This is a genomic window from Candidatus Manganitrophus noduliformans, from assembly GCF_012184425.1.
GTDB classification, from domain to species: Bacteria; Nitrospirota; Nitrospiria; order SBBL01; family Manganitrophaceae; genus Manganitrophus; species Manganitrophus noduliformans.
In genome coordinates this window covers 78854-94292 of the sequence record NZ_VTOW01000003.1, presented here as the reverse complement: position 1 = coordinate 94292, position 15439 = coordinate 78854, and the positions used below count along the sequence as shown (strand labels likewise).

Annotated in this window: 13 protein-coding genes; 9 read left to right on the top strand and 4 right to left on the bottom strand. The window is 58.0% G+C overall.

All coding sequences use genetic code 11. The annotated features are described in order from the left end of the window. The first annotated feature begins 13 nt into the window (after positions 1-13). The 9 genes from MNODULE_RS15050 to MNODULE_RS15010 all read left to right on the top strand — a co-directional run bounded on the left by MNODULE_RS15050 (position 14) and on the right by MNODULE_RS15010 (position 12480). The gene (locus tag MNODULE_RS15050) at positions 14-904 is read left to right on the top strand and encodes a cation diffusion facilitator family transporter (protein ID WP_168061344.1); all 891 of its coding nucleotides are present in this window, start codon (positions 14-16) and stop codon (positions 902-904) included. A 15-nt stretch (positions 905-919) separates the two neighbouring features. Next, positions 920-1918: a 4-hydroxythreonine-4-phosphate dehydrogenase PdxA gene (gene pdxA / locus MNODULE_RS15045; RefSeq protein ID WP_168061342.1), complete on the top strand. Its 999-nt coding sequence runs from the start codon at positions 920-922 to the stop codon at positions 1916-1918. Next, positions 1915-2706: a 16S rRNA (adenine(1518)-N(6)/adenine(1519)-N(6))-dimethyltransferase RsmA gene (rsmA, locus tag MNODULE_RS15040; RefSeq protein ID WP_168061340.1), complete on the top strand. Its 792-nt coding sequence runs from the start codon at positions 1915-1917 to the stop codon at positions 2704-2706. The genes pdxA and rsmA overlap by 4 nt, the downstream gene beginning before the upstream one ends. Before the next feature lie 40 nt (positions 2707-2746). After that, on the top strand, positions 2747-4477 hold the full coding sequence (locus MNODULE_RS15035) for a ribonuclease J (RefSeq protein ID WP_168061338.1): 1731 nt from the start codon (positions 2747-2749) through the stop codon (positions 4475-4477). Between the two features lie 88 nt (positions 4478-4565). Next, positions 4566-6755 carry an FtsK/SpoIIIE family DNA translocase gene (locus MNODULE_RS15030; RefSeq protein ID WP_168061336.1) on the top strand — a complete coding sequence of 730 codons (2190 nt, stop codon included), beginning with the start codon at positions 4566-4568 and terminating at the stop codon, positions 6753-6755. A gap of 44 nt (positions 6756-6799) precedes the next feature. Continuing rightward, entirely contained in the window at positions 6800-7462 is a 663-nt protein-coding gene (lolA, locus tag MNODULE_RS15025; protein ID WP_168061334.1) for an outer membrane lipoprotein periplasmic chaperone LolA, read from the top strand. 127 nt (positions 7463-7589) lie between these two features. After that, entirely contained in the window at positions 7590-11393 is a 3804-nt protein-coding gene (locus tag MNODULE_RS15020; protein ID WP_168061332.1) for a response regulator, read from the top strand. Further along, the gene (locus MNODULE_RS15015; protein ID WP_168061330.1) at positions 11390-11776 is read left to right on the top strand and encodes a response regulator; all 387 of its coding nucleotides are present in this window, start codon (positions 11390-11392) and stop codon (positions 11774-11776) included. Before MNODULE_RS15020 ends, MNODULE_RS15015 begins: the two co-directional genes overlap by 4 nt. A gap of 209 nt (positions 11777-11985) precedes the next feature. After that, positions 11986-12480: a YajQ family cyclic di-GMP-binding protein gene (locus MNODULE_RS15010; protein WP_168061328.1), complete on the top strand. Its 495-nt coding sequence runs from the start codon at positions 11986-11988 to the stop codon at positions 12478-12480. Here the strand turns inward: MNODULE_RS15010 and MNODULE_RS15005 are convergent. Genes MNODULE_RS15005 through MNODULE_RS14990 form a run of 4 tightly spaced genes read right to left on the bottom strand, consistent with a single transcriptional unit; the run spans position 12467 to position 15412 of the window. After that, positions 12467-13858, bottom strand: a complete 1392-nt coding sequence (locus MNODULE_RS15005) for a sensor histidine kinase (protein WP_168061326.1) — start codon at positions 13856-13858, stop codon at positions 12467-12469. The two genes, MNODULE_RS15010 and MNODULE_RS15005, sit on opposite strands and share 14 nt — an antisense overlap. Continuing rightward, a complete protein-coding gene (locus tag MNODULE_RS15000; RefSeq protein ID WP_168061324.1) occupies positions 13858-14523 on the bottom strand; it encodes a response regulator in 666 nt (221 codons plus the stop codon). Before MNODULE_RS15000 ends, MNODULE_RS15005 begins: the two co-directional genes overlap by 1 nt. Positions 14524-14526: 3 nt before the next feature. Beyond that, positions 14527-14856: a PepSY domain-containing protein gene (locus tag MNODULE_RS14995; RefSeq protein WP_168061323.1), complete on the bottom strand. Its 330-nt coding sequence runs from the start codon at positions 14854-14856 to the stop codon at positions 14527-14529. Next, entirely contained in the window at positions 14849-15412 is a 564-nt protein-coding gene (locus MNODULE_RS14990) for a diheme cytochrome c (protein ID WP_168061321.1), read from the bottom strand. The genes MNODULE_RS14995 and MNODULE_RS14990 overlap by 8 nt, the downstream gene beginning before the upstream one ends. Positions 15413-15439 lie beyond the last annotated feature (27 nt).

Here is a 15439-nt window from a genome sequence, read left to right as displayed (position 1 = left end):
AGCGCAACCAACGATGCCTAGAACCGTAGAAACGAACACCGGCCAGGTCAAGAAGATCTTGATCGTGATCCTCGGTCTGAATCTTCTGACCGCGCTCGCGAAGTCGTTCTGGGGATATTGGACCGATTCGATCAGCATGCAGGCCGACGGGTTTCACTCCTTCCTCGACGCGGCATCCAATGTGATCGGGCTGGTCGGCGTCTGGTTCGCCTCCCGCCCTCCGGACGACACCCATCCCTACGGCCACCGCAAGTTTGAAACCTTCGCCTCGTTTTGCATTTCTGTTTTCCTTTTTCTCGGATGCTTCGAAATCCTAAAGAGCAGCTACACCCGATTTCAGGATGGAATCACACCCGAGGTGACGGCGACGAGTTTCATCATCATGATTCTGACGATTGGGATGAACCTCTCGATCAGTCGGTGGGAGAGAAGGAAAGGGGATCTCCTCAAGAGCGAAGTCCTGATCGCCGACTCATTGCACACCAAAAGCGACGTCTTCGCCTCTCTCTCGGTGATCGTCAGCCTCGCCGCCGGCTGGGCCGGCTATCCGATCCTCGATCCGCTTGTCGCGGTGGTCATCGCCTTCATCATCGGGAAGGTCGGGATGCAGATTTTGATGGAAAGCTCAAAGGTCTTGACCGACTACTCCCGAATCCATCCGCGGGAGATTCACGGCCTGGTGATGCAACTCGACGGGGTCGAAGAGTGCCATGCCGTCCGCACCCGCGGGAGCATGAACCACATCTACGTCGATCTCCACATTCATGTCAATCCCCAGATGCATTTGGAAAAGGCCCACGTTCTCGCCCATCGTGTGGAAGCCGAGATCATGAAGAAATTCTCCGACGTCATCGAGGTGGTCGTCCACCTCGAACCGCACCTTCCGGAGCTTGAGAACGACTGAAAGGATTTCACTAGAATGAAGCCGATCATCGCCGTCACGATGGGCGATCCGTCCGGGATCGGCCCGGAGGTGATTGTTAAAGGACTCCTGGAAAAAACAACCTATACCCGCTGCCGTCCCTTCGTCGTCGGAGATCCGAACCGGATGTCGGAAGCGGCGGCCCGTTTCGCCCCCGAGCTATCGACTCGCCGAATCAAAACACTTTCCGAAGCGCGCTTTCAGGAGGGAACCGTTGAAATTCTGGAACCCCCTGGGAAACCGCTTCCGTCGTTAGAATACGGAAAAGCCCACCCCGAAGCGGCCCGCGCCGCCTTCCAGGCGATCAAGCTGGCGGCCGAGATGGCGTTGCGCGGGGAGATCGACGGGATCACCACCGCTCCGATCAACAAAGAGGGGATGAAGACGATCGGCTTTGCCTTTCCCGGCCACACCGAATTTCTGGCCGATCTCGCCAAGACCGACCGGTTCGCGATGATGATGGTCGGCGGCGGATTAAAAATCACTTTGACGACGATCCATCTTCCCCTCCGGGAGGCGATCACAACGCTTCGGAAGGAAATCATCGTCGAGGCGATCCGCCTCACCGACAGGGCGATGAAACAAGACTTCGGCATCGAAACCCCAAAAATCGCCTTGGCGGCGCTGAATCCGCACGCCGGCGAGCGGGGCATCTTCGGCGATGAAGAAAAGCGGCATGTCGTCCCTGCAGTCGAAGCGGCCCGGCGGGAGAAAATCGATGCCCTCGGCCCGTTTCCGGCCGACACCCTTTTCTATCAATTAAAAACGGGGCGATTCGATGCCGCCGTCGCCCTCTTTCACGATCAGGCGCTCATCCCGATCAAGCTGTTGGCCTTCGGCAACGCCGTCAACGTCACCATCGGCCTCCCCTTCATTCGAACTTCCGTCGATCATGGGACGGCGTACGACATCGCCGGCAGAGGGATCGCCGACCCCGGCAGCCTCCGCGAGGCCTTGAAGCTGGCGGCCGAGATGGCGGAGAGCCGAAAGCGATGACCGAAACCACCCCCCGCCCTCGAAAATCGTGGGGCCAGAACTTCCTGATCGATTACAACATCCAGCGGAAGATCCTCGATACGGCCGAAATCGGGCCGGGAGAGCGGGTCGTCGAAATCGGGCCGGGCCGCGGCATCCTCACCACAGGGCTCCTGGAGCGCGGGGCGGAGGTCCTGGCCATCGAAATCGACCCGCTTTTGGTCGCCACGCTCCGGCAAGAGATTCCCTCCCCCCATCTTCACCTCATCCAGGAAGATGCGCTTCAGTACCCTTATCACCAGATCCCGTCCCCTTATAAAGTGGTCGCCAACCTCCCCTATTACCTCTCGACACCGCTTCTCTTTCGCCTCCTCGAAGAGCGGCAACGGATCTCGCGGATGGTCCTGATGCTTCAAAAAGAGGTCGCCGAAAGGCTCGTCGCCCCCGTGGGAGAAAAAAACTACAGCGTCCTCTCGGTCATGGCTCAGCTTTATGCCGACATTCGGATCGCCTTTCATGTCTCGCGGGGCTGCTTCCGTCCCCGTCCCGATGTCGACTCTTCCGTGATCTCTCTCACCCCGCTTCCCCATCCCCGCGTTTCCATCAGAGATGAAGCCCTTTTCCGGCGGATCGTTCGAGGGGCCTTCGGACACCGGCGGAAACGCCTCGCCAACGCCCTCGCCGACGCCGGCTTTCCGAGAGATCAAGTGGAGGCCGCCCTTCGGAAAATCGGCCTCGATCCGACCCGCCGGGGGGAGACCCTTTCCCTCGCCGAGTTCGCCCTTTTGGCCGATACTTTGTTTGATTAAGAAGCCGATCTATGCTATAGTCCAGTGTTTGAGAAACCTGATGTCGAAAGAGCACTTAGAAAAAAATGTCCATCCTCTCCGGGTGATCCCTCTCGGAGGGCTGGGGGAGATCGGCATGAACATGATGGCCTTCGAATACGAAGGATCGGTCGTGCTGGTCGATGCCGGATTGATGTTTCCCGAGAACGATATGTTCGGGGTCGACATCGTCATCCCCGACTTCTCTTTTCTCCTCGATCCGAACAAGCACGTTCTCGGCGTTTTCCTCACCCACGGACACGAAGACCACATCGGCGCGGTCCCTTACCTTCTCCGGGAAATGAACGTCCCGATTTATGGAACGCCGCTGACCCTCGGCTTTCTTGCGGATAAATTCAAGGAACATCGATCCGAATTTCTTCGAGAAGAAGACGGGTCGCCGATCACCCCCCGTTTGATCACCGTCAAGCCGAGGGAGCCGATCTTCGTCGGACCCTTCTGCATCGAGCCGATCAGCGTCACCCACAGCATCTCCGACAGCGTCGCTTATGCGATTACGACGCCGGTCGGCGCCGTCATTCACACCGGCGATTTTAAGATCGATCCGGAACCGGTCGGGGGAAGCTACTTCGATGTCGAGCGCTTCAAAGCGTATGGCGAGAAAGGGGTGCTCGCCCTCCTCTCAGACAGCACCAACGCCGAGCGCGAAGGGCACACCGGATCGGAAAGCCGGGTCGGCGAGAATTTTGAAACGCTCTTCGCCGAAGCGGAAGGAAGGATCATCGTCGCGACGTTCTCATCGAATATCCACCGGATCGATCAGATCGCGCAAATCGCCAGCCGGCTCGGCCGAAAGGTCTTCCTCTCTGGAAAGAGCATCATCGGCAACGTGAAGATTGCCCGGGAGCTCGGCTATCTCTCCTTTCCACTCGACCAGATTGCCCCGCTGGAGGAGCTGAGCCGGACCCCCGATCGGGAGGTGGTCCTGATCACCACCGGCAGCCAGGGAGAACCGATGTCGGCCCTCTACCGGATGGCGACCGACGACCATAAGCAGATTCAGGTCAAGCCGGGCGATACGGTGATCCTCTCCGCACGCGTAATTCCGGGAAACGAAGAAGATATCTCGCGCGTCATCAACCATCTCTTCCGGAAGGGAGCCGTCGTCCTGCACGAGAAGATCGCCCGGGTCCACGTTTCGGGACACGCCAGCCGGGAGGAACAGCGGAAGATCATCGAATGGGTCCGGCCCGAATTCTTCATCCCGGTCCACGGGGAGTATCGCCAGCTCGTCTCCCACGCCGCGCTGGCGGCGAAAGCCGGGATCGATCCGCGGCATATTTTGGTCGTCGAGGATGGAGAGGAGATCCTCCTTAGGCCGGGACGGTGCGAAAAGGGGAATTCGATCCCCGCTCGGCGGATCTACATCGACGGGAAAGGAATCGGAGATGTGGAGCAAACCGTTTTGAAAGACCGCCGGCACCTCGGCTCGGACGGGGTCATCGTCGTGACCGTGGCGGTCGATCGGGAGGGGCGAAAAGTGCGATCCGGCCCGACCCTCCTCTCGCGCGGCTTCACCGGAAACGACATCGAACTTCCCCTTTGGGAAGAGATGGAAATCTCCCTCCAAACGCTCCTTCGCGAAGTGGAAACCGATCCCACGTGGGGAGATCATTTCGCCGCCGACCTACAACAGGGGATTGAGACGCGGATCAAACAGACATTGAAAAAGATCATCTCGAAGAAAATGAACCGTTATCCGATGATTATTCCCAACGTCATTGTGATCTGAATATTCGGGTTCGCCGTTGCAGGGGCGGCGCATGCGCCGCCCCTGCGGCGACAAGCTCCCACGGCAACGATATCCGAGGAAACCCGCCATGGCTTCCAACAAATCCCATAACGGTTACACTGATGAGATTATCGGCATTCTCCTGATCGTTCTCGGCCTTCTCCTCGGCATCAGTCTTTTGACCTATCACGCCGATGATCTTTCATTCTCGACCGTCTCCTCCGATCCGAAGGTACAAAACGCGATCGGACGGGTCGGCGCCAATCTCTCCGATCTCTTTTTTCAGTTGTTCGGAATCTCTTCCTATCTCTTCCCGATCTTTTCAATCATTGTCGGGGTCCGGTTCTTCAGGGAAGGACGCGGCCTCCTCACCAAACAGGGCCTCGCCGGATCGGCCCTTCTCCTCCTGACCCTCTCCTCCCTGGCCGAATTGGAATGGGGGGGATCGACTTCGATCACCTCCCCGAACCTGAAGGGAGGGGTGATCGGGCGAATCCTCTCCCGCTTCTTCCTAGACTATTTTGCCTCGATTGGAAGCCACATCATCCTTCTCTTTCTTTTCCTTCTCGGGTGGATGTTGATCTCTCCCTTTTCCCCCCGCGCGGCGTTGAGCCGATTGCAGCAGCGCCTGATGGAGGCCCGGCAATCGATCCTGGAGCAGATTGTGATCCGGCAAAGTAAAAAGAAGCGCCGCGCCGCGGCGCCGCCGGCCCCCTCCAAAGCGCCGGAAATCGCCCGGACGCCGGCCGTCGAGCCGCCGCCGCCGAAGATCACGATCCCTCCCCAGCAAGAGGTCTTTCCCTTTATCCGTCCGGAAGAAGGGGACTACCGGCTTCCCCCCCTCTCCCTCCTGGCCGACCCGTCCGGGGCGGCCAAACGAATGACCGAGGAAGAGTGGGTCGCGCAGTCGCGGATACTCGAAAGAAAGCTGCTCGATTTCGACGTGGAGGGAAAGGTCACGCAGGTCCATCCCGGACCGGTCGTGACGATGTTCGAGTTCGAGCCGGCCCCCGGCATCAAGCTGAACCGGATCACCAATCTCGCCGACGACCTCGCCCTGGCGATGAAAGCGATGCAGGTCCGCATTGTCGCCCCCCTGCCGGGGAAATCAACGGTCGGGATTGAGATCCCGAACGTCGTTCGCGAAGAGGTGCTGTTGAAAGAGATCCTCTCCTCTCCCTCGTACAACCAGATCGGCTCCAAGCTTCGGCTGGCTCTCGGCAAAGATATCTTCGGGAATTCGGTTTCCGCCGATCTGGCCACGATGCCGCATCTGCTGATCGCCGGCTCGACCGGCTCCGGGAAAAGCGTCGGCCTGAACGGCATGATCCTCTCGCTTCTTTACTCGGCCACGCCGTCCGAGGTCAAGATGCTGATGATCGACCCGAAGATGCTCGAGTTTTCGCTCTACGACGGCATTCCGCATCTGGTCGCGCCGGTGATCGTTCGGGCCAAGGCGGCGTCCGATGCGCTTCGCAAGATGGTCGCCGAGATGCAGCGCCGCTATCAGCTCCTCGCAGAGAAGGGGGTGCGGAACATCGACGCGTACAACAAGCTCTTGAAGAACAGCCCTCCCCCGCCCTCCAAAACGGAGGAAGCGGTCCCGGGCGGAAAGCCGCCGCTGGAACATGGCCCCCTCCCCTATATCGTGATTCTCATCGACGAGCTGGCCGACCTGATGATGGTGGCGCCGCGCGATGTGGAAGATTCCATTACCCGCCTCGCGCAGATGGCCCGCGCCGCCGGGATTCACTTGATTCTGGCCACGCAGCGCCCCTCGGTCGATGTGATTACCGGCGTGATCAAAGCGAATTTCCCGGCGCGCATCGCCTTTTGTGTTTCATCAAAAACCGACTCCAGAACCATCCTCGACGCCAACGGCGCCGAGCAGCTCCTCGGAAAAGGGGACATGCTTTATCTCTCGGCCGGAACCGGAAAGATCCTCCGCGTTCACGGCTCTTATGTCTCGGAAGAAGAGATTAAGAAGGTGACCACCTTCGTGAAAGAACAGGCTTCTCCCCATTATGAAGCCGCTTTGTCCGAAGAAGGCCCCTCCCCGGAGGAATCTTCTCTGAGCGAGCGCGACGATCTTTACGAACAGGCGCGGGAGCTGGTGATCTCCACCGGGCAGGCCTCCGCCTCTTTCATTCAACGCCGGATGCGGGTCGGTTATCCCCGCGCCGCCCGAATGATCGAGATGATGGAGGAAGACGGCGTCATCGGGCCGGCGTCGGGCGGAAAACCGAGGGAAATCCTCGTCAAGAAGGACGCCAACTAACGAACGGGCAGGCATCGAGCAACTCCCCCCGAGAAAGGACAACCGTGAAAATCTTATCGATCATTGTGACGCTGCTGAGCCTCTGCGTCCTCGCTCCCCACGTCGCGGCCGAGGAAGACCCCGCCGCCGTAGCGGCCAAGATTCAGAGCGCGTACGAAAAGATCAACGACCTGCAGGCCGACTTCGTGCAATCGGTCCGCTTCGAAGATTTCGACACCCCTTACGTCTCCAAAGGGAAACTCTTCCTCAAGAAAGGAAAGATGCGGTGGGATTATCACGAGCCGAGCCGCCAGCAGATTGTCGTCGACGGAGAGCGCCTTCTCTTCTATATCCCGGAACACCAACAGGCCGTGAAGAGCCGGCTCGGAGGGGAATCGGACGGCCATCTCCCCCTCCAGCTTCTCTCCGGCGCCGGCCGCCTAGAGCAGGATTTCCAAATCTCCATCGAAGAGGAACCCCGGTCGGATCAATCGATCGCGCTTCGCCTGATTCCGAAAAACAAGAAATCGCAATTGACCAAAGTCGTCGCCTCGGTGGCCCCTTCTCCACAAGTGGAAGGATTGGTCATTCAAAAGGTGACCCTCTTTGAACGGAACGGGAATGTCTCGACCTTTTCATTTGAAGGAATTCAAATCAACAAAGGTTTTTCGGAGGATGTCTTTACTGTAAAATATCCGAAAGGAACGGAGGTCATCGAGTCCCCCTAGCCCGTCAGACCCTTCGGTCCGGATCGACGCTGACCGATCCTCTCTCCTCACCCGCCAGTACAGGGAAATCAGGTGACAAGTTGGATTCATTCGAGTATACTTTAGAAAACTTTCCGTCGAGGAGCCGTTGGTCGATACGTCGAGAAAGACGGGACTGCGAAAAAAAATCGTTTCAGCGATGGTCATCATGGCCATCCTCCCCGTTCTTCTCGGTCTGATCGTCACATCCTGGAGAGGAACGACAGAGCTTCGCAAAGCGATCGGAAACAACTTCGAAGGGCTTGCGAAGGAAGCGGCCAGCAAAACCGATCTCGGCGTCCAGAAAGAGATCGCCGAACTTCATTTTCTCGGCGATTCGATCGAGATTCAAGAAGCCCTTCAAAATGCGCTGAGCCCCGCTCCCAAAGGAACCGCCGCCCAAGCCGCCCTTCCCACGATCCCGTCGGACCCGAAAGTTTCCGCCTTTCTGAATCGCGCCATGCGCCTTCCGGAAACGCAAGCGGTCCTTCAGTCTTTGATCATTACCAACAATGTCGGCCAGCAAATCGCCTCTTCCGCCGCGGCACCGGCAAACAGCTCATTTCTCGCCGACGAAATCTGGTGGAAAGAGAGCGCGCGGGGGGAGAAGGGAGCGGTCTACATCGGAGCGCTCTACCAGCACGATCAGGACGCCACCGACTTTCTCTTTGACATCGCCATGCCGGTTCTCCACAAAGAGTCGGGGGAATTTTTAGGGATCTTAAAAGCCACCCTCCATCTCAAACCCTTTTTGCAGCCGTTCATCTATCCGATCCGGTTCGGCTCGACGGGCCATGCGATGCTCATCGACTCCTCCGGCGTGGTCCTGATCTGCCCGATCCTTCCGACAGGAAGTCATGTCGCCGATCCGGTCCTGCTGCAGCGGATCACCGAAGATCGTTCCGGGTGGATGACCGCCCAAAATGACGGCCACGGCGGGACCAATTCGATCGTCGGTTTTGCGCCGGTGTCGGCGGTGAATCAACTGGTCTCTTCAAAGGGGGGAAAGCAGTGGCACAGCTTCATCCGGCAGGAGCCGAAAGAGACGTATGAGCCGGTCCAGTCCCTTATTCGGACCGTCTTCCTTTACGGATCGCTTCTGGTCGGCTTCACCGGCGCCCTCGGCTTCGTTGTCGCCGGAAAACTCGTTCGGCCGCTTCTCCTTCTGCACGAGGGGGCCGAGCATATCCGGAAGGGAGATCTCGGCTATCGCCTCCAGGTCAAAACGGACGATGAGATCGAAGCGCTGGCCGACAAGTTCAACGAGATGGCGGAAAAACTCTCCGAATCGTATGCGACCTTGGAGCACAAGGTCCTCTCCCGGACGCGGGAGCTTCAAGCGCTCAATCAGATCGCGACCACCGCGAATCAGTCGCTGGAGCTTCAGGGGCTGCTCGATACCACACTGGAGAAGGTGATTGAGGTCACGGGATTCGAATCGGGTTATGTTGAAATCTTCAATCCCTCGGAGAGCCGGCTGGTGATGAAGAGCCATTTCGGCATCTCCTCCCCTTTGTTGAATGAGCTTCACGCCGCCGGAAATCTGCAGATCTCCCTGGAAGTCGTCGACACCCGGGCCCCGGTCATCTTGGAGCAGGCCGATGTTTCCGAAACGACCAATCCGTTAATCAACGCGGGATACCAAACGCTGATCGTCTTTCCGGTTCAGTCGAAAAACAAGATCATCGGCGCCTTCACCCTCGCGAGCCGCACCGCCCGCAGCTTTACCGCGCAAGATCTCCAGCTTCTCTCCTCCATCGGAAATCAGGTCGGAACCGCGGTGGAAAATGCCCATCTTTTCCAAAAGGAGCAGGAGACCGTCGAGAAACTGATGGAGATGGACCGGATCAAATCGGAGTTTCTCTCGAACGTCTCACACGAATTGCGCACCCCCCTCACCTCGATCATCGGCTTCTCGGAGATCCTGCTCGACCGGCTGGCCGGAGCGTTGTCCCCCGATCAGGAGTCCTACGTCCGCAACATGAACACCAGCGGCCAGCACCTCCTGGAGATCATCAACAACCTGCTCGACCTCTCAAAAATCAAAGCGGGCAAGATGGAGATCCATCCCCACCTCTTCAGCCTTCGCTCCCTTCTCGAAACGATCCAGCAGACGGTGATTCCGATGACCTACAAGAAGGGGCTCCATTTTGACCTCTCCGTCGATGAAGGGGTCGATATGGTCTACACCGACGAGGGAAAGGTCAAACAGATTCTTTTGAATATTCTTGGAAACGCCATCAAGTTTACCCCGGCGAAGGGCTCCGTCCAGCTCCAGGTCCGCGCCGGACGCCTGGGACGCGCCCGGGCGATCGAGATATCGATCCGGGATACCGGCATCGGCATCCCGACCCACGCGCTGAGCAAAATCTTCGATGAGTTCCAGCAGATCGACGGTTCCTACACGCGGGATTACCCCGGCACGGGACTCGGCCTGGCGATCACCAAGCGTTTCGTCGATATCCTGGGGGGGGAGATCCAGGTGGAGAGCCGATCGGGCTCCGGAAGCACCTTCCGGGTCTCCATCCCGATCCCGGAGGAGCGCGACGTGCAACCCCCGCCGATCCAGACATTCAGCTCCTCGGAATTGACGGCCAGGGCCGATGCGATTCTCAACATACCCGGCCTTTCGGAAGGGGCCGAAGAGGACCGGCCCCGTATTCTGGTCGTCGAGGATGATCCCGCCGTCGCAAAATTGCTCGCCCTTTATCTGACCCAAGAGGGCTACGCCGTCGTCCATGCTTATGACGGACAGGACGCCATCGAGAAGGCGCAGGAGATCAAGCCGTTCGCCATTACCCTCGATATCATGCTGCCGCGAATCGACGGGTGGGAAGTGCTCAAGAAACTGAAAACGCTCCCCACCACCAAAGATATTCCGGTGATCATCGTTTCGATCGTGGAGAATCCGACGCTCGGATTCAGCCTCGGCGCGGTCGATTATTTCACCAAGCCGATCAATCGCAAGGGACTCATCGACAGCCTGAAAAAATACAGCATCACCCAATCGGTGATCCGCAAGCCGATCAACTTCCTGGTGATCGAACAAGATACCGTCGTCATGGAACAGATCGGATCGATCTTGGATGAAGAGCGCTTCGGGGTGATCAAGACCAACAACGGTGAAGAAGGGATCGCTTTGGCGGTCGAAATCCAACCCGACCTGATTCTGCTCGACCTGATGCTGAACAACATCTCCGGCATTGAAACCATCCATCGCCTCAAGCAGCATCCGACCGCCCGGAACATCCCGATCATCCTCTTTGCTTCGAGAGAGCTTACCGCGGAAGAGAAACAGATTCTGGACGGTCAGGTCCGCGAGATCATCTACAAGAACCCTTCCCTCAAGGAGACGCTGATTCAGGAGGTCCGGAAATTCGAGAAGCTCTATCCCGACAAGGCCAAGATGATCGACGGCCTCACCGGTCTTTACAATGAACGCTATTTGAACAACCGCCTCGCGGATGAGGTCAACCGGGCGTTCCGCTACAAGCGCCCTTTTTCCATTCTCATCTCGAATGTAGACCAGTTCCGCCTCTTCAACCGCCGCTATGGAACCGAAGCGGGAAATCATGTCCTCCGCGAGATCGCCATCATCTACAGAAGGAATACGCGGTCGTCCAACCCGCTCTGCCGGGGGGGCGGAAGCACCTTCATCCTGATGATGCCGGAGACAACCCGCGAGTCGGCGAAGATGGCCGCCGAAAAGCTGAGGCGTCTTGTGGAGAGTTACGACTTCTCCATCCCCGGAAAACAGAGCATTGAAATGGTCACGGTGAGCATCGGAACCGCCACCTTCTTCGACGACGCCGATACCGCCGAAAGGATGATCATTCATGCAAGCAATGCGCTCAAAAACGCGCAGGAGCAAGGAGGCAATTGCACGATGTCGCTAGACCGGGTTCGCACATGAATCCTAAAAAAGTATTGATCGTCGATGATGAAGAGTTCGTCCGTCAGCTCATCCAGATCAAGTTGAAGTTCTGCGGGATTGAGACGGTCGAAGCGGGAAACGGCGTCGAAGCGATCGAAAAAGCCGTTTCCGAGAGGCCCGATCTCATTCTGCTCGATGTGATGATGCCGAAGATGAACGGATTTGAAGCTTGCCAACGGCTGAAGGCCAACCAGGAAACCTCCCACATTCCGATTATCATGTTGACCGCCCGCGGCGATCCCTCGGCGAAGGAGCGGGGTGAAAATGCGGGCGCCCTCGAATATCTCACCAAACCCTTCTCGCCCCAGAAACTGGCGGAGAGGGTCCTTGAAATCTTAAAAGAATTCGAATCCCGGGGGTAGAGGGGCGGGGCTGTGACTCGCCCTCGGTTTCTTCTGATCCGTCCGATTCCGTCCGGGCGACGCACGCGTCGCCCCTACAACCGCCATTGACAATCCGATCCTGCCCATTGTATTTTGAAGCCATCTCCCTTTATCATTGGGAATGATCTTCATTTAAGAATCCCGCAACTTCCTCTGATCACCCATTCATCGAAAGAAAGGAGTATTCCATGGCGGAGACGAGCTCATTTGATGTGGTTTCGAAGATTGACATACAGGAAGTCAAAAACGCCGTCGAGCAGGCGATGAAGGAAGTCCGCCAGCGCTTCGATCTGAAAGGAAGCAAAAGCGAGATTCGGCTGGAAGAGGAAAAAGAGCTGATCGTCACCTCCGAAGACGAGTACAAGCTCAAAGCGGTCCTCGATGTCTTACAGACGAAGCTGGTAAAACGGAATGTCTCGCTCAAGGCGTTGGTTTACGAGAAAGTCGAAAAGGCGCTCGGCGGGGCCGTCCGGCAGAAGATCTCCCTTCAGCAAGGGATCCCCTCGGAGAAGGCCAAGGAAATCAGCAAAGCGATCCGGGACGGCAAGTTCAAAGTGCAAGCCCAGATCCAGGCAGACCAGGTCCGGGTCCAAAGCAAGAGCAAAGACGAGCTTCAGTCGGTCATCACTTTTTTGAAGTCACAAGACTTTGGACTGGATCTGCAGTTTCTTAACTATCGATAACGTCGGGGGCGATCTTCCCGGTCGGAGCGGCGCTCACCGAATCACGACGAAAAGGAGGGAGCTTGACCCGGACGAGAAATCCTCCCAGCCGCTCGGAGCGTCCGAAACCAATTTCTCCCGAATACTGCGTCACAATCTCCTTTACGATGGCAAGCCCCAGCCCATGTCCGACGGCCGATTCATCGATCCGGACCCCTCGGTCGGAGAGGCGCTGAAGCCCTTCCGGCGGACAGCCGGGGCCGTCGTCTTCGACGGAGATCAGCACCCCCCCGTCCGTTCCCTGCTCCAGGAGGAGCATCACTCTCCGGCGGCCCCACTTGCAAGCATTATCGAGAAGATTCCCCAACAGCTCCAGCATATCCTCACGGTCGCCTAGGACCACCCGTTCGGTCGGAACCGACCATTCAATCGTAAGCCGTTTCTCATGATAGATTTGTTTGAGCGCGCCGACCAGGTGGCGGATCTCTTCTGCGAGGGCCAGCGGTTTCCCCGGCTGCGCCCTCCCCGCCAACCGGGCCCGCTTGAGTTCCCGCTCGAGCAAATGACGGATCGTCTCCGTTTGCTCCCTCAATTCTTTTTGCAGCGCCGGCGATCTCTTTATCTCTTCGCGGTCGGCCAGTTGCATCAAGAGGGTCAACGGCCCTTTGAGCGCGTGGGCCACATTCCCCAATGCGTTGCGCGAGCGCTGAAGCCGCTGGTGCATCGCTTCCAGTAATCGATTGATCTCTCGGATCAGCGGTTGCACTTCGCCGGGGACCTCTTCCCGAAGCCGACCGATCTCTCCCCGTTCGAGGGAAAGGATCTCTCGGCGCACCTTCTCGAGCGGCGCCAACCCGGCCACAATCAACCTCCTTTGAGCAAGGATGAGGATTCCCAGAATGGCGGCGGAGACCAGACCGTATAAAAGCTGAAATCGCCGGAAGTCGGCCTCCACCGCCGAGAGGTCCTCGGCAACGGCGATCGCCACCTCCCGATCCTGCTTTTTAAACCCGCTGACCGATAGGAGCAAGGGCTGCCCCTGCGGCCCGGCGGCGTGGAGCGTGGTTCGGTCCCCCGGCGCAACCGGAGGGATGGAAAGCGCCTGATCCCACAACGATCTGGACCGAAGCTCGGTTTCCCCAAGGCGAATTTGGTAATAATGGCCTGAAAAGACCCTTTTGTAGACTGGATCGATCCGTTCCGGATCGAGGGAAGGAGAAGCGGTTTCGCTGATGAGTAACGCCGCGAGAATATTCTCCGTGTCGTGTCGAAGCCGCGATACGACGTAGCTTTCCGTGAGAGACCGAATGGCGGCGCCGACGATCCACCATTGGAGAAGAAAAAGGAGGACCAAGCTGACGATGAGGCCGGCGGTAAGACGCGACTGGAGGGAGCGCATTAATCCGGGACTCTCAAGACGTATCCCTGGCCGCGCCGGGTCTCGATCCACTCTTTGCCGATCTTCCGGCGCAGCCGGTTGACATAGACCTCGATCACATTGCTCTCCTTCTCCGAGTCGAAATCGTAGACATGTTCCGTGAGGCGGGTTTTGGACAAGATGGCATTGGGGTGCGTCATAAAATATCGAAGCAGGCGAAACTCCACCCCGCTCAGTTCTACCGACCGGCCCTCCGGCGTGAGGAGGCATTGGCGCTCCTCGTCGAGGGTCAGATCCTTCAGAGACAACCGCCCCCCCACCTTTGCATTTGTCCGGCGGATCAAGGCATTGATCCGGGCCACCAACTCTTCGGTATGGAACGGTTTGGCGAGGTAATCATCTCCCCCCGCCTTGAACCCCTCGACCTTCTCATGCCAGGCGTCCCGCGCGGTGAGGATAATCACCGGAACATGATTCCCTCCGGCGCGCCAGTTTTTGAGGACCTCCAAACCGGGACGGCCCGGCAGTCCCAAATCGAGGACAATGACGTCATACGGCTCTTCGCTCCCCATGAACTGCGCATCGACGCCATTGTCGGCCGTATCGACGGCGAATCCGGCCTGCGCCAAATCCGCTTTCAGCCGCCGGCAGAGCGCCGCGTCATCCTCGACGATCAAGAGTCTCACCGATCAATGCTCCTGCTTTTCCTTCAGCAGCTCCCCGCTCTTTGCATCGTACTTCAACTCCCAGACAATCCCCTCCTCGTCGAGCAGCTCCAACTCGTAAATGAACCGTCCCTTCTTTTCGTCCAGCTCGGCTTCAAGAAGCTGGCCGGGATGATCCCTCTTGGCCCTTTCAATCACCTGCTCCAGCGAGAGGATTTCACCGGCCTCTTTGAGCTGCTTGGCCCTGTCGTGATCGCCGTCGGCAAGGGCGCCCCCTGGGAACAGGATCAAAACGACGAAGACGATAACATTGAACCAGGCGCCTCGTTCAGACGGAACAGACCGACTAATCATCCCACACACCGTGGCCGGGGATAGAGACGTCGTGTTCGTTGAAAGCGCCCGACTCGGCCCGCTTGTGGCAGGCGTTGCAGTTGCTGAGGCTCTTTACTTTGGGATTCCCTTGAATCAATCGGGAGGGAATCTCGTAATGTTTGCGGACGATGTAGGGAACCTCCGAGATTCGAAGCGGCGCCTCTTCGTTTTTCAAGGAGCGGACCACCTTCGCGGAACGTTTCTGTCCTGAGCGATCGGCCGCATTTTTCACAAGGTAATCGGTAAGGGCGCTCTGATCCTCCGGGGCGAGCTCCGCGTTGTCTCCGAAATGATCAGAGAGGCCGTTCATTAACTTTTCCCAGGAGCGCGCCGGAAGCAGGCCGGGAGGATAGGCGAGGTGGCAGGCGCCGCACTCTTTCGTATAAAGATCATTGGAGATCGGGATTACTTCGGAGCGCGAGGCGCTTCCCATCAGCCGCTCTCCCATTTTTTCTTCACCTGCCATTGCACGCCAATAACCGGCGATGAGAAATAATCCGCCGATCACAAGGACCATCCAAGTCGACGTTTTCATTATAGTCTCCTTTCGCAGTGGTGTAAA

Coding starts and splice junctions, on each gene's coding strand:
- MNODULE_RS15050 (WP_168061344.1), top strand. CDS start 14: ATGCCTAGAACCGTAGAAACGAACACCGGCCAGGTCAAGAAGATCTTG.
- pdxA (WP_168061342.1), top strand. CDS start 920: ATGAAGCCGATCATCGCCGTCACGATGGGCGATCCGTCCGGGATCGGC.
- rsmA (WP_168061340.1), top strand. CDS start 1,915: ATGACCGAAACCACCCCCCGCCCTCGAAAATCGTGGGGCCAGAACTTC.
- MNODULE_RS15035 (WP_168061338.1), top strand. CDS start 2,747: ATGTCGAAAGAGCACTTAGAAAAAAATGTCCATCCTCTCCGGGTGATC.
- MNODULE_RS15030 (WP_168061336.1), top strand. CDS start 4,566: ATGGCTTCCAACAAATCCCATAACGGTTACACTGATGAGATTATCGGC.
- MNODULE_RS15015 (WP_168061330.1), top strand. CDS start 11,390: ATGAATCCTAAAAAAGTATTGATCGTCGATGATGAAGAGTTCGTCCGT.
- MNODULE_RS15010 (WP_168061328.1), top strand. CDS start 11,986: ATGGCGGAGACGAGCTCATTTGATGTGGTTTCGAAGATTGACATACAG.
- MNODULE_RS15005 (WP_168061326.1), bottom strand. CDS start 13,858: ATGCGCTCCCTCCAGTCGCGTCTTACCGCCGGCCTCATCGTCAGCTTG.
- MNODULE_RS14995 (WP_168061323.1), bottom strand. CDS start 14,856: ATGATTAGTCGGTCTGTTCCGTCTGAACGAGGCGCCTGGTTCAATGTT.
- MNODULE_RS14990 (WP_168061321.1), bottom strand. CDS start 15,412: ATGAAAACGTCGACTTGGATGGTCCTTGTGATCGGCGGATTATTTCTC.